Genomic DNA, 16954 nt, shown 5'->3' on the forward strand with positions numbered 1-16954 from the left:
ATAATCGTGACCGTCACCCGGCGGGCCCGCAAGCACGGATGCGTTAGCGGGCTGCCCGGTCCGGCAACGCGCTTCTAGGGTCTTTTGACAATCGCTGTAGCATAAGGAGGTACGACAGATGGAACAGTTTATAGCGGAATTGAAGCAGACGCAAGTCGGCGATGTTTTCCTGCAGAAATCACTCGCAGAATATACGACATGGAAAATTGGCGGACCGGCCGATGTCCTCGTTATTCCGGGCAGCAAGGAACATCTTGTCTCGCTTATCCGATTGCTGCGCAAGCATGGCATGCCGTGGACCAAAATCGGCCGCGGTTCCAATATGCTCATAAGCGATAAAGGGATTCGGGGAGTCGTTATCAAACCGGGCAAAGAATTCGATTATGTGCAGTTCGACGGCACGCACGTCCATGCGGGCGCCGCGTATTCCTTCATCAAGCTGTCCGTGATGGCGGGCAAGGAAGGACTGACCGGCCTGGAGTTTGCAGGGGGGATTCCGGGAGCGGTCGGAGGAGCCGTCTATATGAACGCGGGCGCCCACGGGTCGGATGTGTCCCGTATTTTCAAATCAGCCGAGATTGTACTGGAAACAGGGGAATTGGTTCACTATGGTCCAGAGGATATGAAATTCTCTTACCGGCATTCGGTGCTTCACGAGCAGCCTGGAATCGTCGTCGGCGCGACGTTCGAGCTTCAGGAAGGCGACAAGGATGGAATCGCGGCAACGATGGCTGAATACAAAGCCCGGCGGCTGCGTACGCAGCCGCTGCATCTGGCTTGCGCGGGCAGCGTATTCCGCAATCCGCCTCACGACTTTGCCGCGCGGCTCATTCAAGAAGCAGGCCTGAAGGGGCTTCGGTCCGGCGGTGCCGTGGTTTCGACACAGCATGCCAATTTCATTGTGAATACCGGGCAGGCGACAGCTGATGACGTCCTCACCCTCATGGCAACTATTAAAAGCACCGTGAAAGACCGTTTCGGAATTGATCTGGTGCCAGAGGTATTGGTGGTGGGTGAGCGGTAATTTGGAGGTGATACATTGGACAAATTGGTGATTGAAGGCGGGAAACCTCTCTCAGGAACCATTGTTATCCAAGGAGCGAAAAATGCCGCTTTGCCGATTCTGGCCGCCAGCTTGCTGGTGGATGGAAAAGTGACGATCGATCATGTGCCAAGGCTGCTCGACATCGACGTGATGTTAAACATTCTGCGAGATCTCGGCTGCAGAGCGGAGCACAAGGACGAAACCGTCATGCTGGATACATCCGGCGCCAACTCGTCGCACGTCCCGGAAGCGCTCATGCGTCAAATGCGCTCTTCTATCTTTTTAATGGGACCGCTTCTGGCTAGATTCGGTGAGGTAACGATTTACCAGCCGGGAGGCTGTGCGATCGGAGAGCGGAAGATCGATCTGCACCTGCAAGGGCTGATCGCGCTCGGAGCGCAAATCGAAGAAGAGGGAAGCCGCATTATCTGTTATTCCAAACGGCTTAGAGGAGCGGAAGTTCACTTGGACTTCCCGAGCGTTGGCGCGACGGAGAACATCATGATGGCCGCCGTTCTGGCAGAGGGGTTTACGACCATCAGCAATGCCGCCCGCGAGCCTGAAATTCAGGATTTACAGCGTTTTCTCAATACGATGGGCGCGAAGATCATCGGCGCCGGCACGGATACCATAACGATTGAAGGGGTCGAGAAGCTGACGCCCTGCCGGTATCAAGTCATTCCGGACCGTATCGTGACCGGAACCGTTATGGTAGCGGCTGCGGCGACGCGCGGTCAAGTAACGCTGCAGAATACGAATCCGGCCCACCTGACATCGCTGATTCATGTGCTTAGGCGCGCCGGTGTTCAAATTATAGTTGACGGTGATATAATTAAAGTAGGCAGCTCAACCCGTCCGAAAGCGATCGACCGCATCGTTACCTCGCCTTATCCGGCCTTTCCGACCGATTTGCAATCGCAGGTGATGGTGCTGCAGGCGCTCGCCGATGGGGTAAGCATTATGAAGGAAACGATTTTTGAAGGGCGCTTCAAGCATGTCGACGAATTATCCCGCATGGGAGCGGATATCCGGGTCGATCTGAATGCGGCGGTCATACGCGGCGTGCCCCGTTTGTATGGGGCGACTGTGGAGGCAACCGATCTTCGGGCGGGAGCCGCCCTCGTAATAGCGGGTTTGGCCGCACACGGAAAGACGGTAGTTGAGCAGGTGCATCATATCGACCGCGGGTACGACCGGATTGAAGCGATGCTTGGCCGGCTCGGAGCGCGCATATCGCGTTATTCCGAGGTGCCGGACAATACCATCATTATTCCTTAAGCAGCTATTTCGAACAAGTGAAGGATCATTTCCGCAAACGGCGATGTTAGCCAGCAAACGTTCATCCGCATCCATTGCGGCGGTTGCCCGGCCGTACAGCTTGCCGTTTTGCGTTTGCACGAAGAGGAGACAAGCCATGCAAGACAAAGTGCCTGTTCTGCGGGAACCTGTCCGAAGGCGACGGGGCGGCAAGAAACTGCTCGCAGTCCTTTTACTGCTCTTTATCGTTATATTATGTGTGCTGTTTTTTAATTCTTCCATCAGCAAAATTTCCTCCATCGTCGTCGAAGGACAGCGGTATTCGAGCAAGGAAGACATTCAGAAGGCCGCTGGCATCAACATAGGCGACGCCTACTTCGGCACGACGGCGAAGACGGTGGAAGATAGAGTGAAGACGATCAAGCCGGTCGAGAAGGTGGAGGTCGTCAAGAAATTTCCAGGCGGCATCCGGATTACGGTGAGCGAATATCCGACCGTCGCGTTCGAGCTGTCTTCCAATGGCGATCTGACCGCGATGCTGTCCAATGGCGCAATCGTTCCGGCAGGCTCGGAGATCGTCGTGGACAAGCCGATTCTGTCCGGCTGGAAGGCGGATGATCCGCTTAAGGCGGAACTGGGCAAGAAGCTTGCGGAACTGCCAGCCGGCTCGCTCTCCGATTTCTCGGAGATTATGCCGTCTCCGTCGAAGGCTTATCCCGACCGGATCAAAATTTATACGAGAACCCGCTTCGAGGTCGTGACAGCGATTTCCTTGCTTCAAGATAAAATTGCCTCGCTTGATGCCGTTATCGAAACGCAGGAGCCTGGAATCGTTACGATGCTTCTGGCGGACACCTATGTGCCGTTCGTTCCAGAAGAGCCAGAAAATGAGGATTCTGAGTAAAAATAGACTACTCAATAGGCTCAAAGAATGATAGAATTTTATTTATGTAGCTTTTGTAACTCTCTTTTCATTGGAGCTTCGTTGGGAACAGCCAAGATCTGTATAAATACAGGGCTGAGAACATTTTCATATAGCGAAAATTTTGTAGAAAAAGAGGGAAAGTATAAAAGACGTTGAATAAGTAGAGATGCATGCTAGGCGAATGGCATTGGTGACTATTCCCATTACGTTGAAACGGAGGTGCCACGGGTTGAGCAGCAACGACATCATCGTCAGTTTGGACATCGGTACATCCAAAGTTCGTGCTATTATTGGCGAAGTGCAAGGCGGAGCCATTAATATTATTGGAGTTGGATCTGCCGACTCGGAAGGTATTCGTAAAGGAGCCATCGTGGATATTGACCAAACCGTGCAATCCATCCGCAATGCGGTGGATCATGCGGAACGCATGGTTGGCATTCAAATAAGCGACGTTTACGTCGGCATTCAAGGCAATCATATCGGATTACAAACGAATCATGGCGTCGTAGCCGTGTCTAATGAAGACAGAGAGATCGGCGAAGACGATATTGATAGGGTGCTGCAGGCCGCTAAGGTAGTCGCGCTTCCACCGGAGAGAGAAATTATCAACCTGGTGCCGAAGCAATTTTTAGTAGATGGTCTCGAAGGCATATCAGACCCAAGCGGAATGATCGGCGTTCGCTTGGAAGTGGAAGCAACAGTCGTTACGGGAGCGAAGACGGCGATACATAACCTGGTCCGCTGTGTGGAGAAAGCGAATCTCCGCATTTCGGGAATCATCTTGATGTCGCTTGCTTCCGGTCAAATGTGTTTAACAAAGGATGAGAAAATGATGGGCACCGTGCTGGCCGATATCGGCGCGGGATCGTGCACGGTTGCGATCTTCGATCAAGGCAGCATCAGCGCCACATCGACGCTGCCGATCGGCGGCGAGTACGTTACAAGCGATATTTCTTACGGGCTTCGCACTCAGACGGAGCAAGCGGAGAAAATCAAGCAGAAATTTGGCTGCGCATTGCTGGACGATGCCGCAGAAGACCAGAAGTTCAAAGTGATGCGCATGGGCAGCAACGTCGAGAAGGAATTTTCGCAGGTCGACTTGGCGAATATTATCGAGCCCCGGATGCAGGAGATCTTTAGCCTCATCCGTCAAGAAGTGCGCCGGCTGGGCTACGGGGACAAGGTGAACGGATATGTGCTCACTGGCGGCTCCGTAACGATGCCAGGCACGCTTGCGCTTGCGCAAGCCGAATTGGAATCATCAGTACGCATAGCCGTACCCGATTATATCGGCGTTCGAGATCCGGCATTCACTAGCGGCGTAGGCATGATCCAATACGTTTCCAAATATATGCGTAACCGCACCGCCAGCGCTCCGAAGAAAACGACTAACCGGAAAGCGGGATCAACTGCGTCAACTAAGCCAGGACTATTCGAACGTCTGAAAAATATGTTTAGTGAATTTATTTGATCGGGGGAAACAACAGAATGTTGGAGTTTGATTTTGAAATGGAGCAGCTGGCGCAAATTAAGGTCATCGGCGTCGGCGGCGGCGGTAGCAATGCTGTCAATCGAATGATTGAGAACGGCGTCAAAGGCGTTGAATTTATAACGGTTAATACGGACGCGCAAGCGCTCCATATGGCGAAATCCGAGCAGAAGCTGCAAATCGGGGACAAGCTTACCCGAGGGCTTGGAGCCGGTGCTAATCCGGAAGTCGGCAAGAAAGCGGCGGAGGAATCACGCGAGAGCGTGATGAACACGCTCAAGGGCGCCGATATGGTATTCGTCACGGCAGGTATGGGTGGCGGTACGGGAACAGGCGCCGCTCCGGTCATTGCGGAAATTGCACGCGAGTGCGGGGCATTGACGGTCGGCGTTGTGACGCGTCCCTTTACATTTGAAGGACGCAAGCGCTCGGGTCAAGCCGAGATGGGCATTGAAGCGCTGAAAGAGAAAGTAGACACGTTGATCGTTATCCCGAATGATCGTCTTCTAGAAATCGTCGATAAGAAAACGCCGATGCTGGAAGCGTTCCGGGAAGCCGATAACGTATTGAAGCAGGCGGTGCAGGGCATTTCCGACCTGATCGCCGTACCGGGACTGATCAACCTCGACTTTGCCGACGTAAAGACGATCATGACCGAGCGCGGCTCCGCCTTGATGGGGATCGGCGCAGCGACAGGCGAGAACCGCGCAGCAGAAGCTGCACGCAAAGCGATTCAAAGCCCATTGCTGGAAACTTCCATCGACGGCGCCCGCGGCATTATCATGAATATTACCGGCGGGTCGAACCTGTCGCTCTATGAAGTCAATGAAGCAGCCGAAATCGTCATCGCCGCCTCCGATCCGGAAGTGAACATGATTTTTGGCGCAAGCATCGACGAAAACTTGAAAGAAGACATTAAGGTGACGGTTATTGCAACAGGCTTTGAACACCGAGGCGCACCTAGCATAATCCGTACGCCTGGCACGCAGACAGCAAGCGAAGCAAGCAGCGGCGAGACGCGTCAGCCGTCAGCCGGCGCCGCTCCGAAGACGTTCAGCGGCTCTTCAGCGAGCGATCAGCTGGATATCCCGGCTTTCCTGCGTAACCGTCGTAATAACGACCGCTAGACTTCTTCACGGACAAGAACCCCAACACTCCCGATCAGGGAGTGTTGGGGTTCTTGGTTATCCCGTCTTTTTTTATCCCCATGAGAGTCCTTGTATTGCTTTAGGCGACACGCCGGCATGCTTCTTGATTTCCGTGACTATTCCGATCACAATCCCGGCAAGAGCTGTCTTTCGCAGCGGTGCCCGTTTCACCTATCCGCTTCCGGATCCGGCCGATACCGTACTGCTTATGGAATTGAAAGAATAGAATGCTTATGGCTGTCCGATAAGGTCGAATGAGACCGAAGGGACAGTCTTTTTGTGCAGCGATACGGCATTCAGATCGTATGATCCCGCGGCGGCGTCAGCTACACTCCCGTTAATCCCCAATCGACACCCTCGACAAAAAAAGATCGCTGCTGACGGCATGTTTAGACAGACATTGTAATAGGATTTAAATATACTAGACACAAGCCGCCGGACCACCGCCTTCGCGGGAGCAGATCAGGCGGCATTGGGGCTCAGCAGCAGGAGGGTGAACGCCCTGGATGCGGTCTACGTCGATGTCTTATTTCTGATGAATGTGCTCATTAACGGCTCCACCTTACTGCTGACCGCTTGGGTTCGAGGCGTTCGAGCCAGGTGGTGGCGGGTCTTGCTGTCCGCATCGCTCGGCGCCGTTTATGCCGTGATGCTCGTGTTTCCATCGTTAAACCTGCTATTTTCCATTCCGCTCAAATTGTTGTTCTCCATCATGATGCTTCTTGTTGCATTCGGATTTGGAAGCGTGCAGTTGTTCCTTCGTTATATCGGCGCGTTCTATGCCGTCAATTTTGCGATCGGAGGCACCGTATTCGGACTGCAGTATTTGCTCATGAACGGCTCCAATCGGTTATGGGATTCCATGTGGATCGTAAACGGGAATGTACATACCGAATTAAAGCTAAGCACCGCATTTCTGTTGTCCTCCGTCTGTATCGGCTTGTATATTTACCGGTCGGTCATGGTTTTCCGCAAGGAAAAAGCGCTTGTGCAGACCCATCTTGCGGAGGTGTGCGTGACGATCGGCGACCGTCAGCAGCGGTGTACAGGTCTGATTGATACGGGCAACCAGCTCTATGAACCGCTGACGAGAACGCCGGTTATGGTAATGGAAGCCTCGCTCTGGCAGGCTGATTTGCCCGCCTCGTGGCTCCTGGGAATCAAAGAGGCGCAGGTCGACAAGCTGATCGCGCATATGGACGCAAGCGAATCCGCTTGGCAGGATCGGCTGCGGCTGGTGCCTTACCGGGGAATTAACCGCGGCGCTCAGTTTATGCTCGCCATCAAACCGGACCGGGTGGTCATCGAGCGGGAGGATGAAACATTCGAATCAACGAAAGTGCTCATCGGCCTTGATGCCGGAAAGCTTGTCGCAGATGGGGCCTATCGGGCAATAATCCATCCGTCGCTGCTGCAAAATCGGATCGTAAGCGAATGAAGCCGTACACAGTTCTCCGAGGAGGGATGGAGCATCATGCTCGTCAAATGGAAATTGATCCTGCAGTTATATTATTATCGCGTTTTATTTTTATTCGGGTTAAAGAGCGAAGAAATATATTATATCGGCGGAAGCGAGGCGCTGCCCCCTCCTCTGACTCGCGAGGAAGAGGAGTATTTGCTGGAGAAGCTGCCTTCCGGCGATACCGCGATCCGTGCGATGCTCATCGAACGCAACCTGAGGCTTGTCGTATATATTGCGCGCAAATTCGAGAATACGGGCATCCATATCGAGGATCTCGTATCGATCGGCGCGATCGGATTGATCAAAGCGGTGAATACATTCGATCCCGAGAAGAAAATTAAGCTGGCTACCTATGCATCGCGCTGCATTGAGAATGAAATCCTGATGTACCTCCGGCGCAACAGCAAGACCCGTACGGAAGTATCCTTCGATGAGCCGCTGAATATCGACTGGGACGGCAACGAGCTGCTTCTCTCCGATGTGCTCGGAACCGAGAACGATACCATCTACCGCAACATCGAGGAGCAGGTGGACCGCAAGCTGCTGCACAAGGCGCTCGACAAGCTGACGGAACGGGAGCGGATCATTATGGAGCTTCGGTTCGGGCTCGCCGATGGCGAAGAGAAGACGCAGAAGGATGTGGCGGACCTGCTCGGCATTTCGCAATCGTATATTTCCAGACTGGAGAAACGGATCATCAAGCGGCTGCGCAAAGAGTTCAATAAGATGGTTTGAGGACAATCAAGAGCCTGAGAACAAGTGAAAATATTTTGTCAAGACCCCCTTCCCGGGAAAGGGCATGAACCTGATTTTTACCCGTCAATACACGGCTTCGACCTTCGTTTTCGAGGGGACGGAGCCGTTTTTGCATGGGGAATAAAATGGGGCTTCGAGGAGATAATGAACATTAATGTTTCTCCTTGGGAGGTAATCACGTTGACCCGAAACAAAGTCGAGATTTGTGGAGTGGATACCGCGAAACTGCCTGTTCTGACGAATGCCGAGATGCGAGAGCTGTTCACCGCATTGCAGACGAAGAATGAATGGGCAGCCAGAGAGAAATTGGTCAATGGCAACTTGAGGCTGGTGCTCAGTGTCATTCAGCGGTTTAATAACCGCGGTGAGTTCGTCGACGATTTGTTCCAGGTCGGCTGTATCGGACTGATGAAGGCGATCGACAATTTCGATCTAGGTCAGAACGTTAAATTTTCGACATATGCCGTGCCAATGATTATCGGCGAGATCCGCCGGTACTTGCGGGATAACAATCCAATCCGTGTTTCACGCAGCCTGCGGGATATCGCCTATAAGGCGCTGCAGGTACGGGACAGCTTAACGAACAAGAATTCGCGGGAACCGACGATTTTTGAAATTTCTGAAGCGCTCAATGTTCCGAAGGAAGATGTCGTCTTCGCGCTAGATGCCATTCAGGACCCGGTATCGTTGTTCGAACCGATTTATCATGACGGGGGCGACCCGATCTATGTGATGGATCAGATCAGCGACGATAAGAATAAGGACGTTTCCTGGATTGAGGAAATCGCGCTTCGGGAAGCGATGCATAAGCTGAATGACAGGGAAAAGATGATCCTGTCGATGCGCTTCTTCGAAGGCAAGACCCAGATGGAGGTCGCGGACGAAATCGGGATTTCGCAGGCGCAGGTGTCGCGGCTGGAGAAATCGGCCATTCAACAGATGCAGAAGCATGTTAAAGTCTAAACGGCGCAGCTAGCGCCGTTTTTTATATGGGGCGGCATATGGACGGCGGGGAACAGGTTATTTTGTGCGCATCAGGACATTTTGCCCGAAATCCACATATACTAGAAGTATAGGCAAAATGGACGACAATCCCGATGGAAAAGTGGTGATCGGCATATGAAAATATCCGATTTTCAAACGAAGGACGTCATCAATATCGTCGATGGCCGCAAGCTCGGCCAAGTGAGCGATCTGGAGCTTGATCTCAGGCAAGGGCGGATCGACTCGATCGTCGTTCCGAATTTCACGAAGTTCTTCGGTCTGTTCGGCGGCGGAACGGATGTCGTTATCCCCTGGCGGAATATTGTGAAGATTGGGGCGGATGTCGTGCTCGTGCGCATCGACGACGCCAAAGTTCTTCGGGGCGAAGAAGAGGAGCAAGCCGCGCGTTGATCCTCGCCCGAAGTCGCCGGATATGACGGGAGATTCATAAATAACATCTTGGCCAGCTCTCCGGCGTATTCAAGTGTTCGCATGCCGATCCTTAGCTGTGGTACACTGTTTGCGAGGTGAAATTCGGATGGAACCGTTTAAACATGTAGAAACGGCGAAGGGACCTTCGCTTTTTTTGTTGCCGGAATGGATGGCGCTAAAGGAAGGATTAACGGCAGGTTTCACAGGGCGGCACGGCGGGGCAAGCGCTGCGCCATGGGAGTCGCTCAACTGCGGTCTTCATGTCGGTGACCGCGACGAGGCAGTTCTGGATAACCGCAGACGGCTCGCGGAAGCGCTGCAATGGCCTTATGAGGCATGGACATGCGCCGAGCAGGTTCATGGAAATCGGGTTTATCGGGTTACCCGGGAGGACCGCGGCAAAGGGCGGGACAGCCGGGTAACAGCCGTTCAGGATACGGATGCGATTATGACGGCGGATAAGGATGTACTGCTGACCTCTTTCTATGCGGACTGTGTGCCGCTGTATTTCTTCGACCCGGTTCAAGAGGCGGTCGCACTCGCCCATGCCGGCTGGAAAGGGACGGCGCTGGAGATTGCGCGCCATACCGTTGAAGCGATGTCGGAAGCTTACGGATGCCAGCCGGCAAACATTCGAGGCGGTATTGGTCCTTCGATCGGCTTATGCTGCTATGAGGTCGACGCTGCGGTGCTTGGCCGGATGGATCCGCTGATCCGCGAGCTTGACGCCCTCTTGAAGGCAAGCGGGTTTGAAGCAGGGCCGATCGCGCAGCCCACATCAGAAGGCAAAGCAAGGATAAACTTGAAAGAATTGAACCGACAGATTATGATAAAAGCAGGAATTTTGCCGATGCATATCGAATTATCAGAGTGGTGTACAGGCTGCCGGACGGATCTCTTCTTCTCCCATCGCATGGAAGGGGGACAAACCGGACGGATGGTCAGCTGGATCGGCATGGGAAGAGGTGAAGGAACCGCGTGACATTGCAGGAACGAATGGAAGCGGTGGAGCAGCGTCTCGCTGAAGCGTGCCGGAGAAGCGGCAGACGGCGGGAAGAAATTCAGTTGATTGCAGTAACCAAGTATGTCGGCACGGAGGAGACGAAGAACGTGCTGCGCCACGGACTTGTCCACCTGGGCGAGAATCGCTGGCAGAATGCCTCCGAGAAGTGGCACGCCATCTCCGGCACGGAGTCCGGGGAGCCATTGCCTGCAGGACAAGCCGTATGGCATTTTATCGGATCTCTCCAAACGAATAAAGTCAAGGACGTCATCGGAAAGTTTACATACATTCATTCCTTGGACCGCTTGTCGCTTGCCCAGGCGATCGAACGGCGGGCCGAGCAGCTGGGAATCGTTGTGCCTTGCTTCATTCAGGTTAATGTATCCGGCGAGGACAGCAAGCATGGATTGGCGCCGGAAGCTTTGCAGGCCTTCGCTAAGGAGCTGGCCGATATGCCCCATATCGAGCCGGTCGGCCTCATGACGATGGCGCCGATCGATTCGGATGGCGAGCAATCCAGGCCGACCTTTCGCGGGCTCCGGCTGCTGCGGGATGAACTGAACGAACGGGCTGTCCTGCGCAAGCCTATTAGCGGGCTGTCGATGGGAATGTCCGGCGATTTCGAGATCGCCGTTGAAGAAGGCGCCAATTGGCTGCGCCTCGGTACGATACTGGTGGGCAATGGGTAATGAAGGAAAGAACCGGTTATGAACAAGTCATAAGAGGGAGGCGGATACGGTGAGCGTAATGAATAAATTTATGAACTTTTTCGGGCTGCAGGAAGAAGAGGAGATCGTCGAGCGAGAGCGGGTCGCACAGAACCAGCAGCAGGAAGAGCAGGAGGTTGAAACTTCTCCGTTCGAGGCACGTAAACAAACAACAAAAGCTAACAATGTTGTCAGCATTCATTCCCAGAAGAATATCCGTGTGATCCTTCACGAACCGAGGTCCTATGATGAAGCACAGGAAATAGCCGATCACCTGAAAAACCGTCGGTCGGTCGTCGTGAACTTACAGCGTGTCCGGCACGATATCGCGGTTCGGATCGTCGATTTCCTCGGCGGTACCGTATACGCATTGGGCGGCGGCATATCGAAGCTCGGGCCGAATATCTTTTTGTGCACGCCGGATTCGGTTGAAATTCAAGGCACCATTTCGGAAATGCTGACAGAAGAGTCTGATTACAAAAAAATGAGGTGACCTTGATTGGCGGAAATTACACAATTTATATGGTATCTTGAACAAATATACACCTTCATGATCATCGGCTACGTCCTGCTCTCATGGCTGCCTAATGCGCGAGAGAGCTTTATCGGCGTATGGCTGGGCAAGCTGGTTGAGCCTTATCTGACGCCATTTAGGCGGATCATCCCTCCGATCGGCGGCATGCTCGACATCTCGCCAATCGTTGCGATCTTCGCGCTTCAATTCGTCGCATATGGGATTATCGCGGTCATCGGCTTCTTCGTATGACGAAGCAGAATCTATATGTTCACTTCCATCCGGACGAGCGGCCGTTTGTCGACCGGGTCTCGGAATGGATGGAACGGGCCGCATATGGACATGAGATGAAGAGAACCGATTTTCTCGATCCGAGGCAAGCCGAGATCGTCGGCAGCTTAGCGAACCGTATGCCGGAAGTGCAGCTGAAGCTTTCAGGCGGCTATGAGGGCGCGGAACGGAAGCGGGCCCTTATCGCACCTGAGTACCGGATGCTGGACGATGAGCCAGACGGCGTTGCGCTCCTGCGCATTACCGCATCTTCGCAAGGCCACTTGGAGCTGGAGCATGGCGATTATTTGGGCGCTCTGCTCGGCCTCGGCATCAAACGCGACCGGATCGGGGATCTTCATATCCATGAAGATTTCTGTCACTGCCTGCTGGCTGAAGAAATCGCCGATTACATCAATATTCATTTGCGGCAAGTCCACCGGGTTCATGTCTTGACCGACATCGTCCCTTTATCCGATTTGCGCATCGCCGAAGCGGATTTAGAGGAAATGAGCCTATCGGTGGCTTCTTTGCGTCTTGACGGGATTGCCAGCGACGTGCATCGCGTTAGCCGTGCCAAAATCGTCGACCCGATCCGCGCGGGACGATGCCGGATCAATTGGAAGGTTGAAGAGGATCCGTCCGCGCCGCTTAAGGAAGGCGATGTCGTTTCCATGCAGGGCCTGGGCCGCTTCAAGGTGCTAGGCGTCGAAGGCATGACGAAGAAAGGCCGGCAGCGCGTGAGGATCGGTAAATTTATATAACGGATTGCAGGAATTTAAGCGAATCTGTCGAAAATACTGAATAAAATCTTTACTTCGCCTTATAACGTTTAGGAGGTGCGCCAATGCCGTTAACGCCATTGGACATACACAACAAGGAATTCGGCAGACGTCTTCGCGGCTATGATGAAGACGAGGTGAATGAGTTTCTCGATCAAGTCATTAAAGACTATGAGCTGCTTATCCGTGAGAATAAAGAGTTGCAGAACCATTCGCTTGCTCTTCAGGAGAAGCTGAACCACTTCGCGAATATTGAAGAGACGCTCAGCAAGACGATTATCGTGGCGCAGGAAGCCGCGGACGATCTGAAGAACAATGCCAAGAAGGAAGCGCAGCTGATCGTGAAGGAAGCGGAGAAGAATGCAGACCGCATCATTAACGAATCGCTCGCCAAGTCGCGCAAGGTTTCGCTTGAAGTGGAGGAGCTGAAGAAGCAAGCTTCCATCTACCGCGCGCGGTTCCGTACGCTGGTTGAAGCGCAGCTTGATTTGTTAAGCTTGGAAGGTTGGGACTCGCTGGACGGCAACGGGCAAGTGAAGAGTGAAATCGCACGCGGTTCATAATCAAGGGGCTTTCGCTCGCATTGACTTTTGATAAAGTTTGGCGTATAACTAGAAATAATCCATTTTAATTTAGTCGATCATCGTTGACGAGAACGAGTAGGCTGATGCCGTTTGTACTCCAGAGAGCCGGTGCGTTGCTGAAAGCCGGTGTGCAAACCTTAGCCGAATATCCTCTCCGAGATGCAGCGCCGAATGCCATGTTCGCGATAAGCGCTGCCGGAAGCCCACCGTTACAGGGGACGCAGATGTATACATCTGTGATCAAGGTGCCGCTTAGTCGGTGCAGGTGCTGTTTTCATAAGTGAGAACGGAAGCTGCAGATGACGATGCGGAACAAGGGTGGTAACGCGAGCCAAGCCTCGTCCCTTTACAGGGATGCGGCTTTTTTTGTTTTCATTTATCGAAAGGGGTTGTTTGAAGCCATGCAGCGTGTAGATGTGAAGGAAAAGGCCAGAAGCCGCGATTTGAGAGTGCTGGCCAAGTGGAGAGAGGAAGAGACGTTCAAGAAGTCGATCGAGAACCGGGAAGGACGGCCAAACTTTGTTTTCTATGAAGGGCCGCCTACGGCGAACGGAGCGCCGCATATCGGCCACGTGCTCGGACGGGTGATCAAGGATTTTATATGCCGCTACAAAACGATGGCCGGCTACCGCGTCGTCCGCAAGGCCGGATGGGATACGCACGGACTGCCCGTCGAGCTTGGCGTCGAGAAGCAGCTGGGCATCTCCGGCAAGCAGGAAATTGAGAATTATGGCATTGAAGCGTTCATCAACAAATGTAAGGACAGCGTATTCGAATACGAGCGTCAGTGGCGGGAGCTAACCGAAGCGATCGGCTATTGGACGAATATGGACGATCCGTACATTACGCTGGATAACAACTATATCGAGAGCGTATGGCATATCCTATCGACGATTCACGGCAAAGGCCTGCTGTATCGCGGTCACCGCGTAAGCCCGTACTGCCCGTGCTGCCAAACGACGTTAAGCTCCCATGAGGTGGCGCAGGGCTATGAGGACGTCAAGGATTTGAGCGCTACCGTCAAATTCAAGCTGGAGGGCGAGAACGGCGTCTATGTACTGGCTTGGACGACCACGCCATGGACGCTGCCTGCGAACGCCGCGCTGGCCGTCAACCCGTCGCTGGAGTATTCGCGCGTTAAGCAGGACGGCGAGGTGTATATAATCGCTTCCGGACTCGTAGAGAGCGTCATGAAAGGCGAGTACGAAATTCTGTCGACTCTTCAGGGCTCCGAGCTGGTAGGCCTGAAATACGTGCCGCCGTTCCGTTACGTACAAATCGAGAAGGGGCACATGATCATCCCCGGCGACTTCGTCAGCGACACGAGCGGTACCGGTATCGTCCACATTGCGCCGGCTCACGGCGACGATGACTATAAGGTGGCGCGCCAGAATGGCGTCAGCTTCCTGAATGTCGTCGACAATGCGGGCAAGTATATCGACGCCGTAACCGATCTTGCCGGACGGTTCGTGAAGGACTGCGACGTCGATATTGTGAAGATGCTTAGCGAGCGCGCGCTGCTCTTTTCCAAGGAGCGTTATGAGCACAGCTATCCATTCTGCTGGCGCTGCAAATCGCCGCTCATCTATTATGCGACGGACAGCTGGTTTATCGAAACGACGGCTGTTAAGGATCAATTAATAGCGAATAACAACGAGGTCGACTGGTATCCGGGCCATATCCGCGAAGGCCGCTTCGGAAAGTTTCTGGAGGATCTGGTCGATTGGAACATCAGCCGCAACCGCTATTGGGGAACGCCGCTCAATGTTTGGGTATGCGACGGCTGCGGCGGCCAGCATGCGCCGGGCAGCCGCGCCGATCTGGTTGCTAGATCGGTCGAGCCGATCTCGCCGGATATCGAGCTGCACAAGCCGTATGTCGATGAAGTGAAGCTGAACTGTCCTCATTGCGACGGCGGCATCATGAATCGTACGCCGGAAGTGATCGACGTCTGGTTCGACAGCGGGTCCATGCCGTTCGCGCAGCATCATTATCCGTTCGAGAACGAAGCGACATTCGCCGACCAATATCCTGCGGATATCATTTGTGAAGGAATCGACCAAACGCGCGGCTGGTTCTTCAGCCTTCTGGCCGTATCGACACTGTATAACGGCAAAGCTCCGTATAAAGCCGTCATTTCGACCGGACATATTCTGGATGAGAATGGCCAGAAGATGTCAAAGTCGAAGGGCAATGTAATCGATCCATGGGAGATCATTAACGAGTACGGTACGGATGCGTTCCGTTGGGCGCTCCTGGCCGACAGCGCGCCGTGGAACAGCAAACGGTTCTCGCGCGGCATCGTCGGCGAAGCGAAGTCGAAGGTTATGGATACGATCGTCAACACACATGCCTTCTTCGCGCTGTATGCATCGATCGACGGCTATGATCCGTCGGCACAGCCGGAACGCGCATCCAGCGTGAAACTTGACCGGTGGATCGTATCCCGCTTGAACAGCTTGATTGTTCAAGTGAGCAAAGGGCTGGAAGTCAATGATTTCTTGAATTCGGCCAAGGCGATCGAGACGTTCGTCGACGAGATGAGCAACTGGTATATCCGCCGTTCGCGCGACCGGTTCTGGGGGAGCGGCCTGACGGACGACAAATTGGATGCCTACGGTACGCTGCGCCATGTGCTGATGACGCTGTCTCGTCTCATCGCGCCTTTCGCGCCGCTGCTTGCGGAAGATGTATACGGCAATCTTGGCGGAAGCGGAAGCGTTCATCTGGCGGATTATCCGGTATGTGCCGAAGCAGCCATCGACGAGACGCTGGAGCGCGATATGGAAACGGCGCGGCAAATTGTCGAGCTGGCACGCAACGTCCGCAACGAAACCGGGATCAAGACGCGTCAGCCGCTGTCGGAGCTTATCGTCGCCCTGGACCGTGAATTTGATCTGGCGGCCTACGAAGACATCATCAAAGAAGAAATCAATGTGAAGTCGATTACGATTGCAAGCGGGGATAGCGGATTCGTCGATTTGACCTTCAAGCTTAATTTGAAGGTGGCCGGCAAGAAATTCGGCAAGAATGTCGGACCGATCCAAGCGTATCTGAAGTCGCTCACTTCCGCGCAGACGAGCGAAGCCGTTCGTCAAGGCGAGCTGGTCTTCGAATCGCAGGAAGGCGAGAAGCTGACCGTTGCGATCGACGAGCTGCTTGTCGAGAAGCAGGCCAAATCCGGGTTTGCATCGGCATCCGGCTATCAATTGACGGTCGCGCTGAATACGGACATTACGCCGGAGCTCGAGCAGGAAGGTCTGGTCCGCGAAGTAATCCGCGCTGTGCAGGATACCCGGAAGAAGCTGGACCTGCCGATCGAGAAACGCGTTCATTTGGTGCTTCAGGCCGATGAGGAGCTTCGCTTGGCGCTTGAAGCCTTCGAAGCGGTATTGTTCGAGAATGTACTGCTAAGCGGCATTGAGTATGGCATCCGCGAAGGAATGGAGCAGGTGTCGCTGGGGGATAAAGAAATCGGGATTCTATTCGCCGATTAAGGGAATAGTAAATAGCAACAACCAAAAACGAACGCCCATGCAAACGCTGCTGGCGAGCGGCGATGCCGCTCTCCTGCAGCGAAGCATGGGCTTCGTTAT

Annotated in this window: 16 protein-coding genes and 1 other annotated feature; all 16 genes read left to right on the plus strand. The window is 53.7% G+C overall.

All coding sequences use genetic code 11. The features are described from left to right. Nucleotides 1-118: 118 nt before the first annotated feature. Complete coding sequence (murB, locus tag L1F29_RS10455; protein WP_258388257.1) at nt 119-1024, plus strand: UDP-N-acetylmuramate dehydrogenase; 906 nt, start codon at nt 119-121, stop codon at nt 1022-1024. 15 nt (nt 1025-1039) lie between these two features. Then, nucleotides 1040-2323, plus strand: a complete 1284-nt coding sequence (gene murA, locus L1F29_RS10460; RefSeq protein WP_258388258.1) for a UDP-N-acetylglucosamine 1-carboxyvinyltransferase — start codon at nt 1040-1042, stop codon at nt 2321-2323. A gap of 136 nt (nt 2324-2459) precedes the next feature. Continuing rightward, a complete protein-coding gene (locus L1F29_RS10465; protein WP_258388259.1) occupies nt 2460-3206 on the plus strand; it encodes a cell division protein FtsQ/DivIB in 747 nt (248 codons plus the stop codon). 250 nt (nt 3207-3456) lie between these two features. Continuing rightward, complete coding sequence (gene ftsA / locus L1F29_RS10470; protein WP_258388260.1) at nt 3457-4698, plus strand: cell division protein FtsA; 1242 nt, start codon at nt 3457-3459, stop codon at nt 4696-4698. A 17-nt stretch (nt 4699-4715) separates the two neighbouring features. Then, entirely contained in the window at nt 4716-5843 is a 1128-nt protein-coding gene (gene ftsZ, locus L1F29_RS10475; RefSeq protein WP_258388261.1) for a cell division protein FtsZ, read from the plus strand. A 514-nt stretch (nt 5844-6357) separates the two neighbouring features. Next, on the plus strand, nt 6358-7302 hold the full coding sequence (spoIIGA, locus tag L1F29_RS10480; RefSeq protein ID WP_258388262.1) for a sigma-E processing peptidase SpoIIGA: 945 nt from the start codon (nt 6358-6360) through the stop codon (nt 7300-7302). A 36-nt stretch (nt 7303-7338) separates the two neighbouring features. Continuing rightward, nucleotides 7339-8061, plus strand: a complete 723-nt coding sequence (gene sigE, locus L1F29_RS10485; protein ID WP_162356506.1) for an RNA polymerase sporulation sigma factor SigE — start codon at nt 7339-7341, stop codon at nt 8059-8061. A 201-nt stretch (nt 8062-8262) separates the two neighbouring features. Beyond that, nucleotides 8263-9045, plus strand: coding sequence for an RNA polymerase sporulation sigma factor SigG (gene sigG / locus L1F29_RS10490; RefSeq protein WP_204816492.1), 783 nt, complete (start codon nt 8263-8265; stop codon nt 9043-9045). Nucleotides 9046-9201: 156 nt separating this feature from the next. Continuing rightward, complete coding sequence (locus tag L1F29_RS10495) at nt 9202-9477, plus strand: YlmC/YmxH family sporulation protein (protein ID WP_258388263.1); 276 nt, start codon at nt 9202-9204, stop codon at nt 9475-9477. 127 nt (nt 9478-9604) lie between these two features. After that, nucleotides 9605-10480, plus strand: a complete 876-nt coding sequence (pgeF, locus tag L1F29_RS10500) for a peptidoglycan editing factor PgeF (RefSeq protein ID WP_258388264.1) — start codon at nt 9605-9607, stop codon at nt 10478-10480. Next, nucleotides 10477-11190 (plus strand): YggS family pyridoxal phosphate-dependent enzyme, encoded by a 714-nt coding sequence (locus tag L1F29_RS10505; protein ID WP_258388265.1) that lies wholly within the window; start codon nt 10477-10479, stop codon nt 11188-11190. The genes pgeF and L1F29_RS10505 overlap by 4 nt, the downstream gene beginning before the upstream one ends. A 49-nt stretch (nt 11191-11239) precedes the next feature. Beyond that, nucleotides 11240-11701: a cell division protein SepF gene (locus tag L1F29_RS10510; protein WP_258388266.1), complete on the plus strand. Its 462-nt coding sequence runs from the start codon at nt 11240-11242 to the stop codon at nt 11699-11701. A 57-nt stretch (nt 11702-11758) separates the two neighbouring features. Next, on the plus strand, nt 11759-11974 hold the full coding sequence (locus L1F29_RS10515; RefSeq protein WP_258389659.1) for a YggT family protein: 216 nt from the start codon (nt 11759-11761) through the stop codon (nt 11972-11974). Beyond that, nucleotides 11971-12756: a YlmH family RNA-binding protein gene (locus tag L1F29_RS10520; RefSeq protein WP_258388267.1), complete on the plus strand. Its 786-nt coding sequence runs from the start codon at nt 11971-11973 to the stop codon at nt 12754-12756. The genes L1F29_RS10515 and L1F29_RS10520 overlap by 4 nt, the downstream gene beginning before the upstream one ends. Nucleotides 12757-12839: 83 nt before the next feature. Then, entirely contained in the window at nt 12840-13337 is a 498-nt protein-coding gene (locus L1F29_RS10525) for a DivIVA domain-containing protein (protein ID WP_258388268.1), read from the plus strand. Between the two features lie 74 nt (nt 13338-13411). Continuing rightward, nucleotides 13412-13707 (plus strand) — a binding site (T-box leader). A gap of 52 nt (nt 13708-13759) precedes the next feature. Beyond that, a complete protein-coding gene (gene ileS / locus L1F29_RS10530; RefSeq protein ID WP_258388269.1) occupies nt 13760-16855 on the plus strand; it encodes an isoleucine--tRNA ligase in 3096 nt (1031 codons plus the stop codon). Nucleotides 16856-16954: the final 99 nt, after the last annotated feature.

This window comes from Paenibacillus spongiae, from assembly GCF_024734895.1.
GTDB classification, from domain to species: Bacteria; Bacillota; Bacilli; order Paenibacillales; family Paenibacillaceae; genus Paenibacillus_Z; species Paenibacillus_Z spongiae.

Excerpts from the sequence above, each read along its gene's own strand:
- ileS (WP_258388269.1), top strand. The coding sequence starts at position 13,760 with ATGCAGCGTGTAGATGTGAAGGAAAAGGCCAGAAGCCGCGATTTGAGA.
- L1F29_RS10525 (WP_258388268.1), top strand. The coding sequence starts at position 12,840 with ATGCCGTTAACGCCATTGGACATACACAACAAGGAATTCGGCAGACGT.
- pgeF (WP_258388264.1), top strand. The coding sequence starts at position 9,605 with ATGGAACCGTTTAAACATGTAGAAACGGCGAAGGGACCTTCGCTTTTT.
- L1F29_RS10465 (WP_258388259.1), top strand. The coding sequence starts at position 2,460 with ATGCAAGACAAAGTGCCTGTTCTGCGGGAACCTGTCCGAAGGCGACGG.
- sigE (WP_162356506.1), top strand. The coding sequence starts at position 7,339 with ATGCTCGTCAAATGGAAATTGATCCTGCAGTTATATTATTATCGCGTT.
- murB (WP_258388257.1), top strand. The coding sequence starts at position 119 with ATGGAACAGTTTATAGCGGAATTGAAGCAGACGCAAGTCGGCGATGTT.
- L1F29_RS10495 (WP_258388263.1), top strand. The coding sequence starts at position 9,202 with ATGAAAATATCCGATTTTCAAACGAAGGACGTCATCAATATCGTCGAT.
- ftsZ (WP_258388261.1), top strand. The coding sequence starts at position 4,716 with ATGTTGGAGTTTGATTTTGAAATGGAGCAGCTGGCGCAAATTAAGGTC.
- L1F29_RS10515 (WP_258389659.1), top strand. The coding sequence starts at position 11,759 with ATGATCATCGGCTACGTCCTGCTCTCATGGCTGCCTAATGCGCGAGAG.
- L1F29_RS10520 (WP_258388267.1), top strand. The coding sequence starts at position 11,971 with ATGACGAAGCAGAATCTATATGTTCACTTCCATCCGGACGAGCGGCCG.